This window comes from Motilibacter rhizosphaerae (assembly GCF_004216915.1).
In the GTDB taxonomy this organism is placed as follows: Bacteria; Actinomycetota; Actinomycetes; order Motilibacterales; family Motilibacteraceae; genus Motilibacter; species Motilibacter rhizosphaerae.
Genome location: NZ_SGXD01000001.1, coordinates 908,503 through 927,220 on the forward strand (window position 1 = coordinate 908,503; position 18,718 = coordinate 927,220).

Annotated in this window: 14 protein-coding genes and 1 pseudogene; 5 read left to right on the forward strand and 10 right to left on the reverse strand. The window is 70.2% G+C overall.

Annotated elements, in window-relative coordinates:
* Positions 1 to 59: 59 nt before the first annotated feature.
* Positions 60 to 800, reverse strand: coding sequence for a site-specific integrase (locus EV189_RS04130; RefSeq protein ID WP_130491636.1), 741 nt, complete (start codon positions 798 to 800; stop codon positions 60 to 62).
* 39 nt (positions 801 to 839) lie between these two features.
* On the opposite strand from EV189_RS04130, the gene EV189_RS20025 reads away from it, so the two are divergent.
* Complete coding sequence (locus EV189_RS20025) at positions 840 to 983, forward strand: hypothetical protein (RefSeq protein ID WP_165400115.1); 144 nt, start codon at positions 840 to 842, stop codon at positions 981 to 983.
* A 926-nt stretch (positions 984 to 1,909) separates the two neighbouring features.
* On the opposite strand, the gene EV189_RS20425 is transcribed toward EV189_RS20025, so the two are convergent.
* Positions 1,910 to 2,146, reverse strand: coding sequence for a hypothetical protein (locus tag EV189_RS20425; protein WP_196788517.1), 237 nt, complete (start codon positions 2,144 to 2,146; stop codon positions 1,910 to 1,912).
* A gap of 112 nt (positions 2,147 to 2,258) precedes the next feature.
* On the opposite strand from EV189_RS20425, the pseudogene EV189_RS21090 reads away from it, so the two are divergent.
* Positions 2,259 to 3,065: pseudogene (locus EV189_RS21090) on the forward strand (DNRLRE domain-containing protein); the annotation flags it as partial.
* 268 nt (positions 3,066 to 3,333) lie between these two features.
* Positions 3,334 to 6,240: an RHS repeat domain-containing protein gene (locus EV189_RS04140; protein ID WP_130491637.1), complete on the forward strand. Its 2,907-nt coding sequence runs from the start codon at positions 3,334 to 3,336 to the stop codon at positions 6,238 to 6,240.
* Positions 6,241 to 7,388: 1,148 nt separating this feature from the next.
* Here EV189_RS04140 and EV189_RS04145 read toward each other — a convergent pair.
* The 3 genes from EV189_RS04145 to EV189_RS04155 all read right to left on the reverse strand — a co-directional run bounded on the left by EV189_RS04145 (position 7,389) and on the right by EV189_RS04155 (position 11,206).
* Positions 7,389 to 7,778 (reverse strand): hypothetical protein, encoded by a 390-nt coding sequence (locus EV189_RS04145; RefSeq protein WP_130491638.1) that lies wholly within the window; start codon positions 7,776 to 7,778, stop codon positions 7,389 to 7,391.
* Between the two features lie 1,129 nt (positions 7,779 to 8,907).
* Positions 8,908 to 9,891, reverse strand: coding sequence for a hypothetical protein (locus tag EV189_RS04150; RefSeq protein WP_130491639.1), 984 nt, complete (start codon positions 9,889 to 9,891; stop codon positions 8,908 to 8,910).
* Positions 9,892 to 10,003: 112 nt separating this feature from the next.
* Entirely contained in the window at positions 10,004 to 11,206 is a 1,203-nt protein-coding gene (locus EV189_RS04155) for a hypothetical protein (RefSeq protein WP_130491640.1), read from the reverse strand.
* A 170-nt stretch (positions 11,207 to 11,376) separates the two neighbouring features.
* Between EV189_RS04155 and EV189_RS04160 the strand changes: the two genes are divergently transcribed.
* Positions 11,377 to 11,691 (forward strand): antitoxin Xre/MbcA/ParS toxin-binding domain-containing protein, encoded by a 315-nt coding sequence (locus tag EV189_RS04160; protein WP_165400116.1) that lies wholly within the window; start codon positions 11,377 to 11,379, stop codon positions 11,689 to 11,691.
* Positions 11,688 to 12,314: an RES family NAD+ phosphorylase gene (locus tag EV189_RS04165; protein WP_130491642.1), complete on the forward strand. Its 627-nt coding sequence runs from the start codon at positions 11,688 to 11,690 to the stop codon at positions 12,312 to 12,314. The genes EV189_RS04160 and EV189_RS04165 overlap by 4 nt, the downstream gene beginning before the upstream one ends.
* A gap of 397 nt (positions 12,315 to 12,711) precedes the next feature.
* On the opposite strand, the gene EV189_RS04170 is transcribed toward EV189_RS04165, so the two are convergent.
* From EV189_RS04170 to EV189_RS04185, 5 genes are all read right to left on the reverse strand, one after another.
* Positions 12,712 to 15,006, reverse strand: coding sequence for a toprim domain-containing protein (locus EV189_RS04170; RefSeq protein ID WP_130491643.1), 2,295 nt, complete (start codon positions 15,004 to 15,006; stop codon positions 12,712 to 12,714).
* A complete protein-coding gene (locus tag EV189_RS20030) occupies positions 15,006 to 15,170 on the reverse strand; it encodes a hypothetical protein (protein WP_165400117.1) in 165 nt (54 codons plus the stop codon). Before EV189_RS20030 ends, EV189_RS04170 begins: the two co-directional genes overlap by 1 nt.
* A gap of 183 nt (positions 15,171 to 15,353) precedes the next feature.
* Positions 15,354 to 17,066: a hypothetical protein gene (locus EV189_RS04175; RefSeq protein ID WP_130491644.1), complete on the reverse strand. Its 1,713-nt coding sequence runs from the start codon at positions 17,064 to 17,066 to the stop codon at positions 15,354 to 15,356.
* A 78-nt stretch (positions 17,067 to 17,144) separates the two neighbouring features.
* Positions 17,145 to 17,687 carry a DUF4913 domain-containing protein gene (locus EV189_RS04180; RefSeq protein ID WP_130491645.1) on the reverse strand — a complete coding sequence of 181 codons (543 nt, stop codon included), beginning with the start codon at positions 17,685 to 17,687 and terminating at the stop codon, positions 17,145 to 17,147.
* Entirely contained in the window at positions 17,684 to 18,394 is a 711-nt protein-coding gene (locus EV189_RS04185; RefSeq protein WP_130491646.1) for a TraG/TraD/VirD4 family protein, read from the reverse strand. The genes EV189_RS04180 and EV189_RS04185 overlap by 4 nt, the downstream gene beginning before the upstream one ends.
* Between the last annotated feature and the right edge of the window lie 324 nt (positions 18,395 to 18,718).

Genomic DNA, 18,718 nt, shown 5'->3' on the forward strand with positions numbered 1-18,718 from the left:
CGTGTGCGGCGGTGCGGCGGCATCTGAGGCTCCTTCCGGGGTGGATGTCTGCTGGTGCGCTAGGAACGCCTAGGAACCGAGCCGGACGCAGCGGCATCGGACAGCACGGCGGCGATCCGATCGGCCGCGGATCGCCCGACGCCGCGGTCCACATGGGTGTAGAGATCGGCCGTGATGGCCGTCGTCGAGTGGCCCAGCCGGTCCGAGACGACCTTGATGTCGATGCCGGCCGCGAGCGCGAGGCTGGCATTCGTGTGGCGGAGGTCGTGCAGACGGATGACCGGCAGGCCGGCCTCCTCGGCCAGACGCTGAAAGTGCCGCGTCACGTACTCCGGCCGCAGCGGCCGACCGTCCTCGCGGGTGAAGACCAGGCCGTGGTCCTGCCAGGCGGCCCCCCACGCAGTGCGCTCGAGCTGCTGCTGACGCTCGTGCTGGCGGAGGCGCTCAACAGTTCCCGGGTCAAGGGGCACGACGCGGCTCCCCCGCTTGGTCTTCGGGCTGCCGACGAGGAGCTGGCCGCGCACCTCGGTGATCTGCTGGACGACGAAGAGGGCTCCGCCGTCCAGGTCGAGGTCGGCCCAACGAAGTCCCGTCGCCTCCCCTCGCCGCATGCCGGTGACGAGCAGCAGTTGGTAGAGCGCGTGGAGTCGGTCGAGCTCGATCGCGCGGAGGAAGTCGCGGCTCTCCTGGGCTGTCCACGGGCGCGGCCGTCTGGGGTTCTCGGCTGCGAGCTCGATGTGAGCGGCTGGGTTGTACAGCGGCTCGTCGCGGCCATCGAAGCGCGCCGCGCGTACCTCCATCCGCCGCTGCCGCAGCAGCCCCCAGACCCTGACCCTGCCGTGCCCACGCCGGAGGTCACCCAGGACGACGAGGCCCTCGACGAGCTCGCCGACACCGGCGACGGCGTGGTGCAGCCGGTCGGGGACCTGCTCGCCGGAGGCGACGCGCGCGCCGCTCTCGAGCGGCTCCGCGGCTCTCGCTAGCGAGGGCACGCTTCTCGCGTGCCGCTTCCGGAGCGGACCGAAGCGAGGCGACAGCGTCGTTGCGACGGCTGCGAGGGTGCACCGCTCAGCAGCGGGACGACCGCCCCGAGGGAGAGCTTGTCCAGGATCGACCGCGGGGACGTAAATCTGCGAACCTCCGAACCGGTTAGCCCGCCAGGGGCGGGTCCCGTTCACCCGATCGGGTGACAGTGCAGCATGAGGGAGCGCGGCGCGAGATCGTTCATCTTCTGGGTCTTCCGCTCAGGGTTGCCCGGGTCTACTGTCCCGGTTCGCGGGCGTCAGGTGCGTGTGAGGCGGCGGTCGCGAGCGGTAGCCGAAGGGGCTGCCGTAGCAGGGTCCGCCACGAGAACTACCTGTGCCACAGGGTCTCTTTGGCGTGCCCGGGCGAAGGAGCCTGGCTGATGCGTCGCCGTTACCTCCCTGTCGTTCCCGTCGCTGTCGCACTCTCGGTCGCGGGCCTGCCCGCGGCCCTGGCTACCCCGGCGCACGCAGCCGCCAGCCCTGCCGCGCAGGCCTCGCCGCCGCCGGGCGGCACCGCGCCCGGGGGAGTGGTGGCGCTGAAGTCGTCCCCGCTGCCGCAGCCCGCCGCCGATGGCGAGTTCCCGACCCTGCGGACCGCGGACTCCCGGACCTTCGCGACGAGGGACGGGCTGCGCGAGACCGTGCTCTACCACGGGCAGGTCAACTACCGGGATGCCTCCGGGGCGTGGCAGAAGATCGACGACCAGCTCACCGGCGACGGGCACGGCGGCTGGCAGTCGACCGCGGGCCCCGGTCACGGTCAGCGTGCCGGGCTCCCTGGCCTCGGGTGCCGTCGCGGCGGCGGCCGCGGCGGGGCAGGTGTCGCTGCAGCTCCACACCGTCGGCACCCCGGCCGCGCCGAGCGTATCCGGTGCGGTCGCCACCTACTCAGGCGTCCTGCCCTCGGTCACCGCCCGGGTCACCGCGGCGGCGTCGAGCGTGCGGGAGGACCTGGTCCTCGCCGACGCGTCCGCGCCGTCGTCGTACGTGTTCGACCTGCATGTCCCGGCCGGTTGGACGCCGCGGCTCGAGGTCGACGGGTCGGTGTCGCTGCGCACGAGCTCCGGGACCGTGGTGGGGGAGATCCCCGCCCCCTCGGTGTACGAGAACGGGTCGAGCACCGCCGCGACCGGCGCGGGCGCGCACTACACGCTCGCCGGGGCGGGAAGCGCGTGGACGCTCACCACCACCCTCGACGCGGCCTGGCTGGCCGGCTCGTCACGGGCGTTCCCGGTGACGCTCGACCCTGACCTGTGGCTCGACCCCGGCACCAGCGCGCAGACCTGCGCCATCACCACCGCCACGACCCCGCAGGGCTGCCACTTCACCACCCTCACCGTCGGGTCCGCGACCGCCGCGCTGGGGGCGCAGGCCGGCTACCCCGGCACCTACCGGGCGCTGCTGCAGTTCAACGACGTCACGACCGCGATCCCCACCGACGCGACGATCGTCGACGCCAACCTCAAGATGCACGTCAGCACGCACCTGGTCTCCGGGCGGACGCAGCAGGTGTCCATCTACGGCGTCACCGCCCCCTGGACCGTGCCGGGCGCCTCCTGGACAAACCGCAACTCGACCACCGCCTGGACGACCGCCGGCGGTGACACCGACACCGACGCGACCGGCACGGTCACGACGACGGCGAGCACGAACGCCGACGACTACTTCCCGGCGACCGCCCTCGTCCGCGATTGGGTGTCCGGCGCCCGCTCGAACTACGGCCTCGAGCTGCGCGCGACCAACGAGACCGGCTACCAGACCAACGACTACTGCGACGTCAACTGCGCCGACGGGCAGCGCCCCGAGCTCCACGTCATCTGGCAGCCCTCCCTCGGGCTGCAGTCATCCCAGCAGTACTACGACGTGCCGCTCACCGACACCCTCTCGGCGCACGTCAACATCGCCTCCGGCGACCTCGTCGTGCAGCAGACCGACATGACCGTCCCCGGTCCCGGGCTCTCGACCTCGATCGTGCGGACCTACAACTCCCGGGACGCGTTCGACATCAACTTCGGCGGCGCCGTCGGCACCCACTGGACCACCAGCTACGGCTACGACGAGTACGCCACCCTCGGCACCCTCTTCACCACCCTGGGCGCCTTCGACGGGCGCGATCCGCGTACGCCGACCCGACGGGCACTACGACCTGTACTGGCCGAAGGCCGGCGGCGGGTACCAGTCCCCGCCCGGCGTCCACAACGACCTCACCCTCTCGACCGACCAGGCGACCATCACCATCACCGGCCGCACCTCCGGCACCGTCGAGACCTACAGCCTCAACACCAGCCACTACTACCGGCTCACCAGCGTGAAGGACCGCAACGGCCTCACGCAGACGATCGCCTACCAGCCCAACACCAGCACCGTTGCTCCCGATGGGGAGCACCGGCTGCAGGCCTCGGTCACCGACACCGCCGGCCGCGTCATCACCGTCAACTCCGCCTACAGCTCCGCCCTCGGGAACACCCGGGTCACCGGGCTGTCCGACGCGCTCGGCCGGACCGTCACCTACACCCGCACCGGCGCGGACCTCACCGACGTGACCGACGTCAACGGCAAGCACACCCAGTTCCACTACACGAACACGCTGCTCGACCAGATCACCACGCCGCGGGGCAACGTCATCCGCTTCGGCTACAGCGGCGACCGGGTCACCTCCCTCACCCAGTTCACCAACGCCGCCACCGCGACGGGCAACCCGGTGTACTTCGACTACACCGACCCCACCACCCCCGGCGGCGCCGGCTCCACCGTCGTCGAGGATGCCAACACCACCGGCGACACCACCTACGCCTGGGACAGCCACGACCGCGTCACCAAGGTGACCGACCCGCTGGGTCACTACCGCGAGGCCAAGTGGGGGCCGGACAACAACAAGACCTCCGCTTTCGACGCCACCGGCGTCGGGGGCCAGTACGACGGCGCCGAGACGACCTACAAGTTCGACACCGACTACCGCGACGGAGGGTCAAAGGCCCCGTCCGTCCCCATGCCCGGTGGCGCACCCGCCATGGACGGAGCCGAGTCGACCATCACCTACAGCGAGGCCCCCGGCACCGTCACCAACCGCGTCGGGCACTGGCTGCCCTCCCAGACGACCGACACCGAGGGCGACAAGTCCTCCATCCAGTACGACACCGCCGGCAACGTGCAGTCCGTCACCGACACGACCACCAACCCCACCAACGGGGTCGCAACGCACAGCTACCGCTACCAGGGCGTGACCGTGAACGGAGTGACGCCTGCCTGCGGCGGCAAGGCCGGCCAGCTGTGCAGTGACACCAACGGCATCAGCGGTGTCACCACCTACCACTACGACACCGCCGGCAACGTCGACACCGTCACCCCGCCCAGCCCGCTGTCCGCGGTGACCTACACCTACGACGCGATCGGCCGGGTCAAGACCCGCACGAGCAGCAGCAAGACCACGACCTACACCTACGACAACATCGGCCGGCTCAAGCAGGAGCAGCTCAACAACGCCACCACCTGCAGCACCACCGCCGGCACCGGCGACGTCGCGACCGGCAAGTGCATCATCTACACCTACGACGACGACGGCGACGTCACCAGCCGGCAGGACAACACCGGCACCACGAGCTACAGCTACGACCAGCTCAACCGGCAGGTCACCACCAGCTTCCCCGGCGGAGCTAGCACGACGCTGGGCTACGACGCCAACGGCAACGTCACCAGCTACACCGACGCCGGCGGCACCACCACCTACACCTACAACCACGACAACACCCTCGCGACGCTCGCTGCGCCCGGCGGGTCCTGCACCGGCACCGTCAGCCGCTGCATCACCTACGGCTACGACAAGAACGGTGCGCGCACCTCCACCGGCTACTCCGGCACCACCGCCAACACCGCGGTCACCCGCGACTCCTCTGGCCGCCCGTCGGAGATCGAGAGCGTATCCGGCACCGGCGCGACGATCGTCGACTACACCTACGACTACCTCCACGTCGACCCCACCGACTCGACCAAGAACAAGCAGCGCAGCCTGACCCAGAAGCGCACCGACCACGTGGGCATCGGCTGGCCGCAGAACTCGACCCTCACCTACGCCTACGACAGCTTCCAGCGCCTGACCGACGCGAAGGAGACCGTGTCCGGCAGCAGCACCACCGCCGAGTGGACGTACAGCTACGACCTCGACGGCAACCGGCTCTCCGACGTCACCTACTCCAACGGCGTCAACGTCGACTCCCACACCTACGGCTACAACGCCGCCGACGAGCTCACCAGCCGCAACGGCAGCACCACCGGCTGGTCCTACGACGGCGACGGCAACCAGCTCACCGGCGCCATCAACGCCACCGCCAGCACCTGGACCTACCCCCGCGGAGACCAAGCCGCCACCGTCAACGCCGGCACCGCCACCAGCTACACCTACGCCGGCACCGGCAACTACGAGCGGACCGCCAAGACCGTCGGCTCGAGCACCACCAGCTACCTCAACAGCCCCGTCGGGCTCACCAGCCAGACCAGCGGCACCGCCACCGACCGGTTCATCCGCACCCCCGAAGGCGAGCCCGTTGCCTACCTCACCGGCGGCAGCATCTACTACTACCTGACCGACAACCTCGGCACCGTCGTCGCCCTCATCGACGCCAACGGCGCGCTCGTCGGCACCTACACCTACGACCCCTTCGGCAAGACCTCCGGCGTCACCCCAGCCGCAGCAGGAACCGCCACCACCGTCACCAACAGCAACCCCCTCCGCTACACCGGCGGCTACCTCGACAGCGAGACCGGCCTGTACAAGCTCGGCGCCCGCTACTACAACCCCCAGATCGGCCGCTTCACGCAAGCGGATCCCAGCGGGCAGGAGGCGAACGGCTACCTCTACGCAGGAGCCAGCCCAGCGGACTTCACCGACCCCAGCGGTCTGGACAGCTACGCACACACCTGCGCTGGAGGTGCAGCCACCGGTGGCGCCAGCGATTTCGCCTTCGGCGCGGCAGAAGGAAGCTTGGAGGAGCCCGGAGCGGGAACGCTTGTAGAGGGTGTCAAGGGTGGCGCCAAGGGCGCTCTGCAAGGATGCGTAGAGAATGTGGTGCAGAAGGCAGTCGGCGCCAAGTATGGAGAGACTGCGGGCAACGTAGTAGGAGCCGGTTTCACGGTCGCCGACGCTGTGACTGACACCGCGGGTCTGGCAATCAAGGGTTACAAGGTGATCAAGAAGTTGAAGCTTCCCTTCGAGGACTAGGAATGAGTGACAGACGAAATCAGCAAGTGCTGCCGAGGATTGGAGCGGACGTGGATGGGACGCTAGTCATCATCATTGTGGGCACCGTCTTTTTGGTGACAACCTACATCGCTCAAGCGATTTGGGGGCCAAACATGAACATGTCTCACTGGTTCAGACGTTCGCAGCCCAAGCGCCGGCGGCGCGGGGACTGATCCCTACAGATTGCATCACTGCCCCAAGAAAGACGGATAGGCAAGTGTACGGTTCGACAGCGGCGGCGTTGTGGATTGCGGCATTCGTCCTAACCGTGCTCGGCACCCTTATGCTGCGGGTCTTCGGATCGCCCTGGGGGTGGCCCGCACTGGCGATCGCATTCCTATCTCTCGCGGCGTCGACCGGCATGCGAGCCCGCCGACGGCGTCGCTTTAGCCAATCACCCGAGAACGGGAATGAGGCGAGAAGCCCGAGGGAGCACCGTTCCCGCTGAGGACCGGCCTGCCACTATGGCCGCATGAGGGGTGCGAGCGGCAGTGAGGGTGCGCGAGTTCGACTGGTAGTTGTCGGTACTACCGCGCTGCTCGCAGTTGTGCCGGAAGAAGGTGCCTTTAGCTTCGAGCACTCAGGGAATTACGAGCACGGTGCCCTTCATGATAAGGTCGGGCATGTCGCCCAAGGGCACCTCGCGCGCCAATACAGTTGTTCGTCCTACTCGAACTGCGATGAAAGTCGAATATGAGGTGCCCTCAGCGGTGATGCCCTGGTCGACAATCTTGAGTAGGCGACCAGAGGTCTCCACCGCTGGCTCCGTTCTCAGTCCCTGCAGCGTCGCGGTCACCGTGAAGCGCTCACCCCTGCGAACTCGAAGAGTCGTGTACTTGGACCCCATCGAGACGTCCAGGTCGCTCTTGACCGGGGGAGCCGCACGTTGGGAACTCGAGGTCGGGGAGGCAACGGTCACCGGGGGACTAGCCGGACGGGCACCTGCTCCAGGGGGCGACGCGTGCAGGATCGCGGCGATCAGCAGCATGAGCGAGCCCGGAAGCCCCAACTTCGTAAGCATCTAGCGGCGGCCCTTCTGAGAACGCTTCTGCTCTCATCTCGGCAGCCTCGGCGCTTCCCTTGAGGGACACGGCAAGTCTCGCCCGGGCGACGCGCGACGGGCAGCGTCAGGCGCAGTAGTGCCAGGTGTCGTTGAACGCATCGACGGTGGAGCCGCCCGACCCGTTCTCAATCGTGTAGCCCGAACCGTCCACGGCGTACAGAAAGCCAGCGTTACCGGAGCGCAGCCAGGAGCTCGTCGACGTGTCGCCCCCCTGGTAGTACTTTGCATTGTCCCAGTTAGCTGTGCTGTAGTTCAACAGCGGGTAGAGGTGGGCGCCGGAGGTGTCGGTAGCGGGTCGCTCATCTACGGCTTCGGCATAGGCCCCGGAACGCCAGTAGTTCGCGGCCGTGGTGCTTCCGCCCGTCCAATCGATGACCCTGGATCCGCTCGTGCTGGAGTTCCATGCAAACTCGAAGAACCCGCCAGACGCGTTCGCGAAGAACTGCGTTGACATGCTGATGACATCGGAGGAGTAGACGGGGTAGTTGTTGATTACGATGGCGCCTACCGAGGGTAGGCCGTAACTGCCGCCTGTGTACTCGTAGAACGCCTGGATCGGGTAGCCGCCCTGTCCAGAACACCGTTTTGGATGAGGGGATTCCCGCCGAAGCCTCCGATGCCTACCCATGCGGAATGCTCGGCGTTACTTGCACAGGTCCCTGAGTTGTAGCCCGTGTTGACGCGGCGCGCGTACACCTTGCTGATGTTGGTTGCACCGTTGTAGACACCGGCGTAATTGGAGCTAGAGACCGACGTGTTGTACGAGCCCGTCGGGGACGTCGCCGGCGGGGTGGGCAGCGGCGCATTCCGGTAGGTGGTGTCCTCACACAGCCCGGGGCTGCCGAAGCCGTGGAACGCCTTCGCGGCGGTGATCCACGCAGAGAGACTCTGGGCGTCTGATGGGCGAGAGGGGTAGCCGTAGTAGTCCAGCTCCGCGGCGCTCGCGGTCTGTGGGGACCAGCCGCGCGGAGGTATGGGAGTGCTGACCTGGCCCCCGTTGGGGTCCTGGAAGAGCGCAACCGTTGCGCTGTCGGGAGCCGGCGTAGGGAGGGCGATGCCCTTCTGCGTGCGGTCTGGCCGTTCCCAGCGCTGTGCGATGAGCGGGAGTTGCTTGCAGCCTGGGGTGCTCGGTGGGGCGATGGCCACGTGAGACCCGTCAGGGAGCGTCAAGCCCTCGGACAAGTTCACAGGCGGAGGAGCTGACGGAGCTCCGGGCTGACTTGCTGAGGAAGCAGTCGGCGCTGCAGCACAGCACGCGATGGCGATCGACATGAGGCCTGGCACCACGAGGGCGGGACTCCTGAGCTTCATTGCTCCCCTTTTGTCATCTTCTCCAGACAAGTCCAGCAGATCCGTGGCTGCTCTGCAAGGTCCATCAACCCTAGGGCGCCTGACGGGCGTCGGCGGCTGGCTACACGGGGAGCGCAGGGTGACATAAGAACAGTTATCGGCCACGTTGATCGCCTGTTGATCACGGTCGCGGCAAGCCAGTCCGGAGCGGAGGTGAGGCGGCCGGCAAGCAGAGGGGGCACGAGTGGCACCCGCTGCTCCTGCTCTCGGAGCAGCGCTCTGTCACGGCCGTCTCACCGGTCGCCGTCCCTACTGTCCAGCCACATGACGAGTTCGCTGGGCACGTACTCAGCGCCCATCGTCGGGCCTGGCAGGTACGCCTGCAGCGCGTCGACCACCGCGGCAGGAGGCTCACGCGTGGAGGAAGGGTTAGGGATCACGGCGTTCGGCGGGAATCGAGCGACGTCGCCGTAGTCCAGGAAGTGACGCCGTTCGTCAATGGGCGGCCAGTTGGCCATGCCCTCCTGGAGCTGGTGCTGCTGGCGCAGAACGACGACGGCGTCGACGTTGGGATAGGTGTGCGGCTCGCCACTCGACGCAAGGTCGAAGTTGCCACGCGTGAAGAGCCCCGAGGGTCCTCCCAGAAGGGCGCTGATCGGCTCGTTGATGTAGTCGTCCCAGACGATGAACAGCACGCCGTAGAAGTGGGCGTCAGTGGCGTGGAAGCCAGCGAACTTGGCATCCGCGCTATGGAGGAAGTCCTTGATCGCCAGGTCACGGGGCAAGGTCACCCCGCCCGGAAGGTCCCGGCCGCCAGGGACGCGCGTGAGGAGCTGCCACGGCTGCGCCTGACGTCCACCTGCTCGCAGCAGCCGCAGGTCCGGAGTCTTGACCTCGACGCCAAACCGCCAGGTCTCACTGCTCACGATCAACTCGGGGTTTCGCCCCGACCCGGGCGCGACCGGCTCCCGCTTGAAAGTGACAGGTACCGGCCACTCCCAGTCCACGAAGTGGACCACGACCGCGAGCTCGCCGAGCCACTGCTTGATGCGCTCGTAGTCATCGGGGTCGTATTCCCTACCCCCGATGCTCTCCAGCGTCCTCAGCATGGCATCCGCGTAGCCTTCCATGCGCGCCTCACAGCGCAGCAGCGCGTCCAAGGTCAGTGTGGCGAAGGGCGTCGCCGGGGACTGCTCGAAGTTCCACCGCAGCCAGTGCCAGTGCTGAAACATCGGGCCCTGCTTCAACCGTTGCAGCAACTCCTCGCGCGATGCCACCGACTCACCTCCGCTCGATCGCACTTCCTAGACCTGGCCTTGCGTGCAGTCGTGAGGCAATGATCAAGGAGGTACAGAGCGACTCCCGGGCTGTTCCGACAGGCCGGTCGTGCTAGGCGGCGCGTCGGCCAAGGGTCTGCCGACGACTGTTCGCGAGTGACAGGGTGGCTCGGAGTGCGGTCGTGTTGATCCGCTTGACGCCCGGTGTTGAGGTGGCGAGGAGGTTGACTCGGTCGGCAAGGGCCAACCCCTCCGTGACTTCGCGTGCGAGGTGGTTCCAGCGCCACGCGGGCTGGGCGGGCTTGATGACCAGCTCGATGCTCCTGCGACGTGCGGCGATTGCGTGGCTCCGGGCATCGGTGAGAAGCGCCTGGCGACCGGAGGGGCAGCAGGTGGGGTCCAGGCAGGTGAGCCGTGCCGCAACAGCGGGGTCGGCTGCAAGGAGGGCTTCGACCGAGCTCTTGGGCAGGCTCGCCCTGAGGGCGCCGATGTACACGGGCCGGGCTGAGCCGCCGCGTCTGGTCGGTTTGCGGTGCGCGCGCATCTGGCTTCCCAGGTCGCAGCGTTCGCGCCAGCCGATCCCGCACTCGTATCCCTCAGCGCCCGCGGCGAGGGCGGCGTCGCCCAGCTCGCCCTGCTGCCACATGAGAACCGGCCAGTGGGCGCGCAGCTCTCTGATCACTGCGACCATGCAGGTGAGGCGGTCTGCTGCCGTCACGCCTGCGGCCACGCGCGAGGCGGCAAGCGCGATCTCGTTGACGGCGAGGTTGGTCTCGAGCGTCGCGATCAGCGGTGTCAGCGTTGCTGGCCACTCCCGGCGTTCGAGGAGGCGCCAGCCGAGAGCGAGGACGGGCAGGATCGGCAGCCGCAGCCCTTGGCGCTCTAGGTATCGCCCCGTCGCCTGCCACAGCGCGATCTGCGCCTCACGCCATCCATCATCAGCGCGCTCGATGTGCACGTAGGGCGCGATCAGCGCGGTCGCGCCGCAGGCCAGCTGGTGCTCGAGCACTCCCGCGACGAGAGCCTCGCCGGCACGCTTGGCCAGCAGGTCGCCGGGGGTAAGTGCTGCTGGCGACGCGAACGCCAACTGTGCCCACCTGTCAGCGTCGTGCTGGGTGTCCTGCAGGTAGTGCGTCTGGGGATCGACCATGAACGGCACGCCGGCCCCGCGTGCCGCCTGCGCCAGGCGCGGCGAAGACTGGGCGACGTGCGCGTCGGTCACGAGACGGTGAGGACGGTCGGACGGAGCGCCGGTAAGCACGCGCTCGATCAGGGCGACATCGCCCCCACCAGCACGCACAACGAGCTGAGCCATACCCCGCCCCTTCCGTTCCCTGCCATAACGCTAGCACGACATGCACTTGAGCACGCAGTCGGCTGCGCAACTTGACATGCAGGACGATGTGCAGAAGGATCGATCGACCCGCCAGAAGGAGCTAGTACATGCCGCGGTCTACCGCAGACGCGTCGGGCAACATCAGCTACATGCGCATCGTGGAAGACGTCACGAGCCGCGTGATCACGCAAGCCGAGCTCGCTCACGCCGTGGGAGCCAGTCTCCGCACCATCCAGAACTGGGGCCAGGGGACTTCGACACCTCGCGGCAAGGCCGCCACCCGCCTTATCGACGTCCAACACGTCGTGGGCGAACTGCGTGACGTTTACAGCGACGAGGCGATCCAGATCTGGCTGCGCTCGCGCAACCGCAACCTCGAGGGCCGACGGCCGATCGAGCTCCTCGGTGAGGGGCGCGTCGACGAGGTCATCGAGGAAGTGGACAACATCGTGAGGGGGATGTGACCGCCTTCGACCTTGCAGCTCGCCTAGCGGAGCTGGCCGAGGTGTCGGAGACCGGCCGCTGGCAGCGGCACTCGTCTGTTCGGCTCGCCGCACGAGCGCTCGACGGCTACGCCAGCGACGGGCGATGGGGCACCAAGACCGGCTTTCCGGTCCTGTACCTCGTACGCCCCACCGATTCTGTCGTCGTCGAGGCCTACCGTCACCAGGTCGACCCCCTCGACTTCGACACGGAACAGGATCGCCAGACCTTCATCGCCGGACTCCTCCCCCGCGTCCTCGTGACGTGCGAGGTCAGCGTCACGGGGCTGCTTGACCTGCGGACAGCTACGGCCCGTGCCGCCAGTGGTCTTGCAGTGCAGGACCTGCAGTGCCCGACGTACGACCGCGCTGGCTATCAGAGGTGCCAGCAGGTCGCGCAAGTCGCACATCAGCTCGGCCGGCACGGCCTGATCGCCCCGGCAGCCACGGGCCTCGGTGAAACCCTCGTCCTTTTCACAGACCTCCTCCCCCAGCAGGAGAAGCCGACGCGGATCGGCGAGGACGAGACCTGGGCAAGCTTGCCTGACGACCCACGTCTTCCCTCCCCCCGTCCCGTACTGCGTCTTGTTCGCGACTCTGAATGAGACGCCCTGCCCATCCTGCGGTGCGCCACCGCCGCGCCTCCCGCCGTCGAGCGGTTGAGGACGCCGCGTGACCAGCTCTGAGGAGAGGGCCAGGCCGTAGGCGAACGCGGTCACGACGTCTCGCGGCCCTGGTGCTAACCAACAGTGACCTTAGGCGACAAAACGGACCGAATTCGCTTCCCTCTGCAACCGCAACGGAGCAGCCCGGTACCGCCGAGACCTCTCCCCCACCTCCCGCCCAGCTACCTAGCGGTGTCGTGCTCGCGGAGGTGCGCTCACTGTGCGGTGCTGATGCTCGCTAGGGCCCGTAAGGGCACCGGTAGCGGTGGTCGGGAAGGCTGCCGCGGCGAGGCTCACGGGTGAGCCGAGCAGGAACGAGTTGCCCGCTGGCGCGGGCTCATCTCGCCCCCCCGCGGCTCCGTTTTTCCTCGTGCTCCTCCAGCGCGGCCCGGTAGGCGGTGTGCACGGCCTCGGGGCGCAGGCCGTGGAAGGTGGACACCCTCGCGATGACCTCAGCCGCGCGGGCGGGTGGGGCGTCGGTGAGCGCGGCAGCGACGTAGCTGGCCGCCCGGACGGTGTCCTCGGCGGTGCTGAGGTCGCGGCCGTGGAGCCGTTGCTCGATCACCCGCTCAATGAGGGGGTGGGTCTCGGCAAGCGAGAGGGAGGCGCGCAGCACGTCCGACCCGTACTCGGCGGACAGCTTGGACGGGTCGGCGCCGGGCAGGCCCGGCGCGTAGGTGGGCCACGCACCGGTAGCGCGCAGCAGCGGGTACGTCGCGGCGGCCGCCTGTCGGCCGGCGGTGTCCTCGTCCATCGCCACGATGACGCCGCGCTCGGCGAGCGGCACCCGCGCGGCCAGCTGGGCGACGTGCGCCGCGGTCAGGGCGGTGCCCGCTGCGGCAACGCCGGCGAAGCGGTCAGGGTCAGCAGCGGAGACGGCCATCGCGTCCCACGGCCCCTCGACGACGACCGGTACCGCCCCGCGGTCGAGCGCCGCGGCGACGGCGGGGGCGCCGAGGCCGTAGAGGTGCTCGCCCTTGCGGTAGAGCGCAGTCTCCGGGGAGTTCAGGTACTTCGGTGCCGCGCCCTCCTCGCCGGCGTCCGCGTCGAGGGAGCGGCCGATGAAGGCGATGACCACTCCGGTGCCGTCACTGAGATCGTTTGTGAGCTCCCGCTGAGGCCCATTAATGCCGTTGGTGCCGTTAGCACCAGCCACGGCGTGGACGGGGAACATCATGCGGTTGCGGAAGCGGTCCACGACGGTGTCACGGCTGGTGCGCAGTCCTAGGCCGGAGTCGAGGATCTGCCGGTCGGTGTAGCCCTTCGCGCGCAGGTGGTCGGTCAGCGCGGTCCACGTGGCGGGGGCGTAGCCCACCCCGTAGGCCGCGGTTGTCGACGCGGGCAGCCCGCGCTCGATCAGGGCGGTCGCGGCGGCGCTCCTGCCGCCGGCCTCGTGCTTGGCGAGCTCGCGGGCCAGGCGTTCGACGTAGAAGGCCTGCGCCTCGGCGTGCATCGCGGAGAGCGTGGCCGAGGGGGTGGCCGGTTCCTGGCCCTGACCGACGGCCGTGCCCCGAGCGGCCGGTCGAGGGGCTGCGGGGGCGTCGGCGAGGCTGTCACGCACCCCCTCGGCGCGGGCTAGCAGATCGTCAGCGGCGGCGGTGCTAGCCGCAACGTGCTCGGCCAACTCGTCCCCGACGACCTGGGCCTGATCGGGCTGGGTCGCGGCGAGGACGGTCCCAGCTGCGGACAGGACTCGCTGGGCGGTGCCGCGGACGACCTGCTCGGGGTCTGCGGCGTCGCGCCCGGCGGCCCAGCCCGCGACGTAGGCGAACGTGTAGCCGTCGGTGTCGAGGCCGTGAGCCGCGGCCACGAGGTAGGCGACGGACTCGGCCTCGACCTCCTGCTCGGGGCGGCCGTGACCCCGACCCGGCTCGCCGTGCTCCCCGCCGTGCCCGCCCGGGCCGTGAAGCAGGACGTGGCCGAGCTCGTGGGCGAGGGTCTTCACCGCCTGCGCGTCGTCGACGTCGGGGCGGACGACGACCTCGCGGCTGCCGAAGTCGGTGTAGCCGTTCGCCGGCGCGGTCTCCCCGCGCCGCACGGTGAACCCCTGCTCCTCGGCCAGGGACGCCAGCGCGTTCCACAGCCCGGGCGGCGCCTGGCCCTGCAGCAGCTGGGGGCGAGGGGCCTCGGGAAGCGGCTCGCCAGTCGTCTGGGACACGTCCCACACGTAGGCCTGGCGAAAGCCGACGACCCGGCCGCCGCGGCGCTGCTCGCCGCCGTCCCCGGCCTCTGCCGAGCCCGCGCTCGCGGGGCTGCTGGTGCCAGTGGGGGTGTCGCTGTCGGCTGTGTTGGCCTTCGCCCGGCGGATGATGGGGGCGAGCACCGCGATGCCCCTCTCCCCGTATGTGACCTGCCGCCCGAGCTTCTGCCAAGCGCCGTAGCCGGCGACAGCGCGCGCGTCCGGGCGCTGCATCGCGATGAGCAGCTGGTTGTTGAACGAGTACGTCGGGAACACCGCCGCGGTCTGCAGCCAGCGCTTCCAGTCCTCACCCGTCGACAGCGACCGGACCTGCTCGGCCAACTTGCCGTGGAGCTCCGCGAGCTTCGCGGCTCTCGCTTCGTCGCGAGCCTTGTCGCGGGCCTCGTCGCGCGCGCCGCCGGCCTTGCGGCCGGCGCTCCGAGCCGGGGCCATCAGGACCGCCGCGCGACACGCGGCGCGGGGGCGAGCCCGACCCGCGCGACCAACCGCTCGATGGTCTCCTGCTGCGCCTCGACGGTGCGGCGCAGCGCGTCGAGCTGCTCCTGCTGCGCGGCGAGCACAGCCAGCGCGTCAACGGGAAGCGTGGGGTTGGCCATCAGAACCTCCGGTTTGTCGGGTCGGGGTGGGCGGAGCGGTGGGGTCGAGCGACGGTGCGGCCGCGAGCTCAAGCAGCGGAACCGGGTACGCGGCGGCCGCCAGCGCCGGTGCGGTGACCGGCGCGAGCGGCTCGGCGGCGTCCTCCGGCTCGGGGAGGTCGCACACGCTCGCGGCGATGCTCGTCACCGGCGGATGCCCCTGCGCGGCGGCACCGGCGTCGCCGCAGCGTGGGCGGTGGCCGCGACGGTCGCGGCGCTGGACTGCTGCACCGACGTGGCGGAGGCGGCGACACCGGTCGCGCCTGCCCGGGCGGCTGCTGCGCCGGAAGCGTTCATCGGCTCGGGGAACGCGACTGCCGCGAGCTCCACCGGACTGACCTTGCTGGCGGTGTCGAGCGCGAGGACGGTGTCACGGTCGCTCTCCGCACGCGCGCCCCGGCTCTGCCCTGCATCGCTCGCAGCCGTGGTCTGCTCGGGCACGGCGCGGGCCACGCCCACCTGGTGCTCGTCGACGCGCGGGGTCGCCGGGTCGTCCAGGACGCTCGCCTGCGACCTGGCGGTGAGCCCGTGCTGCGCTGCGGTCTCGCCTCGGACCGTGGCGAGGTCCCCGAGGTCCCGGCTCTGCGCCTGCTGCGCGGCCGCGAGCGACCGGTCCGGCAGCGTCAGCGTCGCTGTCGCCGCGGGAGGCTGCTCCTGCAGCAGGTGCGCGGCGCTGGCCCGCAGCCGGCCCTCGACCTCCCGGTAGCCCTCGACGCTCGCTGGGACGTCCAGCGGCGTGCCGCCAACCCCGGCGCTGACGCGGGCCTGCTCGGCGGCACGGTCGTACAGGTCGCCGAAGTCCTCGTGCCGCACCGTGGGGCTGGTCGGGTGCGCGATGAAGTGCTCCACGGTCGCCTCAATCGCCCGCTCGCGGTCCGCTGCGCTCGGCACGGCCGAGCCGGTCGCGTGCAGGGCGGCGGTGTAGACCTCCGGGAGGTCAGCGCGGCCAGCGTCCAGCCGCGGGCCGGCACCGAGCTGGCCGCGCAGCGCCTCGACCGCGGAGGGGGCGGGGACGCCGCGCTGCCGGGCCTCGGCGTAGCCGGCGTAGGCCTCCCACGGCAGAGCCGACCCGACTGAGGCGTGCAGCGCGTCACGCGCCGGCATCCCGTAGTCCTTCAGCTGCAGGTAGTGCATCACGTTCGACGTGGCCGCGACCTCGCTCAGCGTCGGCAGCGCGGGCGCCGCGGACGTGCCCTCACTCCGCGAGGACTCTCCTCCCTCCCCGGCGCTCTGCTGCCCGGCGGAAGGGCGGCCGCCAGCGAGGGCGGCAAGCCGGGGCAGGCCCTGCTCCTCCGTCGCCGCGACGGCGACCGCTGCGCCGAGCGCGACGTCCTCGACGTCCTGCTCGAGCGGAGCGCGCCGGGGTCCCGGTTGCCCCTCCCACACGCGCGCCGCGGGCTGGTCGAAGTACGGAGCGACGCGGCGCATCGCGTCGATGGGGTCGACGCCGTCGCTGCGGAGTCGGTCGTAGCGCTCCATCACGTCGGGGCGCAGCGTGCGCAGCCGGTCCTCGGCCAGCTGCGTCACGCGCTCGGCGTCGGGGGCGGGGCGCCAGCCCTGCGCGGTCGCCCAGATGTGGCCGGTCTGCCCCAGGCCCACGCTGTCGCGGGTCCGCGGGTCGAGCAGCGGTGCCCACACCGCGGTGGCTTGCCCGTGCCGGGCCTGCATCTCCGCTCGGGCCGCCGCGGCGGCCCGCTCGTCGGCGGCAGCGCGCTCGCGGGAGCGGTTCGCCGCGATCTGGGCGAGCGCCTCGGCGGCCATCGTCGCCACGCTGACCCACTGGACGACCTTGCCGCTCGCGTGCGCGGCCGGGTCCTCGTGCTGCTCGTGCGCGGAGCCTGACGTCGGGACTGACATGGCGGAGAACCTCCAGAGGTGCGGGGCGGAAGCGGCGAGGAGAGGGGGGTTCGGCGCTCGGCGGCGCGCCGGGGGTGGCTAGGCCTGCCGGTAGGTGTGGGTCATTGGCTCCCACCAGCCCTCGGGCGCGGGGAGCGAGGGCAGCGCCGGCGGCGGCCGGTGCTCGTCGGGGCGGCACTGGCCGAACGGCCCGGACCCGGACAGCAGGATCGGGAGGTGGTGGTCCAGGTGGTGTGCGAACCAGGTGGCCATGCCCTTGTCGGGGTCGAGGCGGGCGGCCTCGAAGGTCCGCCACAGCGCCTCCAGTCGCATGATCGCCTCCGCGTGGTCCCACCACTGCGCGCACCACATGCCGGTCGGGCCCCCCAGGGTCCGCGCGAACGCGGTGACGAAGAACCCCTGGACGAACTCGGCGAGCGAGCCGAACAGCGGCACCCACTCGTCCCCGGGGGCGACCGGCTCGCGCGGCGGCACCCCGGGCGCCGGCGGCTGCCGGTACTGCACGTCGGCGACCACGCCGTCCAGGCGCCCGAGCCACTGCTCGAGGTAGACGATCCGCTCGGCGGCCTCGCTCAGGCTCGTCGGCGGCAGGGTGCCGTCGTCGAACGGCTCGGCGCTCACGACGCGGCCGCCGGCGCGGCACCTGCGACACCGTCCAGCGCGCCCGCCCCCAGCCAGGCCGGGTCGGGGATGCTGGCTCGGCGGCCCTGCAGAGCGGCTGCCTCGATCTCGCCGTTGCCGCGAGCCAGGGCCGCGGCGATCTCGTCCTTCCGGGTCCCCGTGTACCAGGGGGCGGAGTGCAGCAGCGCGGGCTTCGACCCGGTGGACAGCACGATGACCCGGCCCTTGGGCAGGGCGCGGATCTCGGCGGCTGACAGGATGCGCCGCTGCTGAACGGAGCGGGAGCGGGAGCGCTTGCCGTCGGCACCCGAGGACACCGAGACCATGTCGACGTCGGCGTCCCCGACCAGGCGGGAGATGTCTTCGGCGAACGAGGGATCGTCGGTGCCCGAGCCGATGACCTTGATCGTGGCGGCGCCGAACAGCGCCTTCATGCCGGACTCGCCCCACACCCCGACGCCTTGGGGGTAGGACTGCAGGATCGTGATGGGCACGATGCCCCGGCTGCCGAAGTGGCTGTAGAGCTGGGGAAGGTCGCCGACCTGGATGCCATCCCAGTGCCAGGAGCAGAGCAGGACGTGCGCGCCGTACCGGTCGGTGATGCGCACGGCGGCGGGATGAGTGCAGCACGGCGACTCGCACGACAGCGAGATGCACGACGTGGACGCGGTCGACGAGGGCGAGAGGGGCGGGACAGCGGTGGGCACGGCGGCCTCCTCGGGAAGGGCAAGGCAGTGCCGCCACGGCGACCCCGAGGGGCTGGCCGCGCTGGCAGTGCGCTAGGAAACGCCGCGGATCTGCACGGACAGGCGGTACTCGATGCCTTTGCCCGGATCACGCGACCGGATGGAACCGCAGGTCACAGCCCTGCGGCTACACTTTGGCACCAGGCGGATCGTCGCCAGGCTGCCTACGGATCAGAAGGTTAGGGGTTCGAGTCCCTTCGGGCGCACGCTGTGTCGAGACAGTAGACGAAGGCCCTGGTCAGCGAGAGCTGGCCAGGGCCTTCGTCGTCCTCGGGTCAGCCGCAC

Excerpts from the sequence above, each read along its gene's own strand:
- EV189_RS04160 (WP_165400116.1), top strand. The coding sequence starts at position 11,377 with ATGCGCATCGTGGAAGACGTCACGAGCCGCGTGATCACGCAAGCCGAG.
- EV189_RS04155 (WP_130491640.1), bottom strand. The coding sequence starts at position 11,206 with ATGGCTCAGCTCGTTGTGCGTGCTGGTGGGGGCGATGTCGCCCTGATC.
- EV189_RS04130 (WP_130491636.1), bottom strand. The coding sequence starts at position 800 with ATGGAGGTACGCGCGGCGCGCTTCGATGGCCGCGACGAGCCGCTGTAC.
- EV189_RS04175 (WP_130491644.1), bottom strand. The coding sequence starts at position 17,066 with ATGTCAGTCCCGACGTCAGGCTCCGCGCACGAGCAGCACGAGGACCCG.
- EV189_RS04170 (WP_130491643.1), bottom strand. The coding sequence starts at position 15,006 with ATGGCCCCGGCTCGGAGCGCCGGCCGCAAGGCCGGCGGCGCGCGCGAC.
- EV189_RS20030 (WP_165400117.1), bottom strand. The coding sequence starts at position 15,170 with ATGGCCAACCCCACGCTTCCCGTTGACGCGCTGGCTGTGCTCGCCGCG.
- EV189_RS04145 (WP_130491638.1), bottom strand. The coding sequence starts at position 7,778 with ATGTCAACGCAGTTCTTCGCGAACGCGTCTGGCGGGTTCTTCGAGTTT.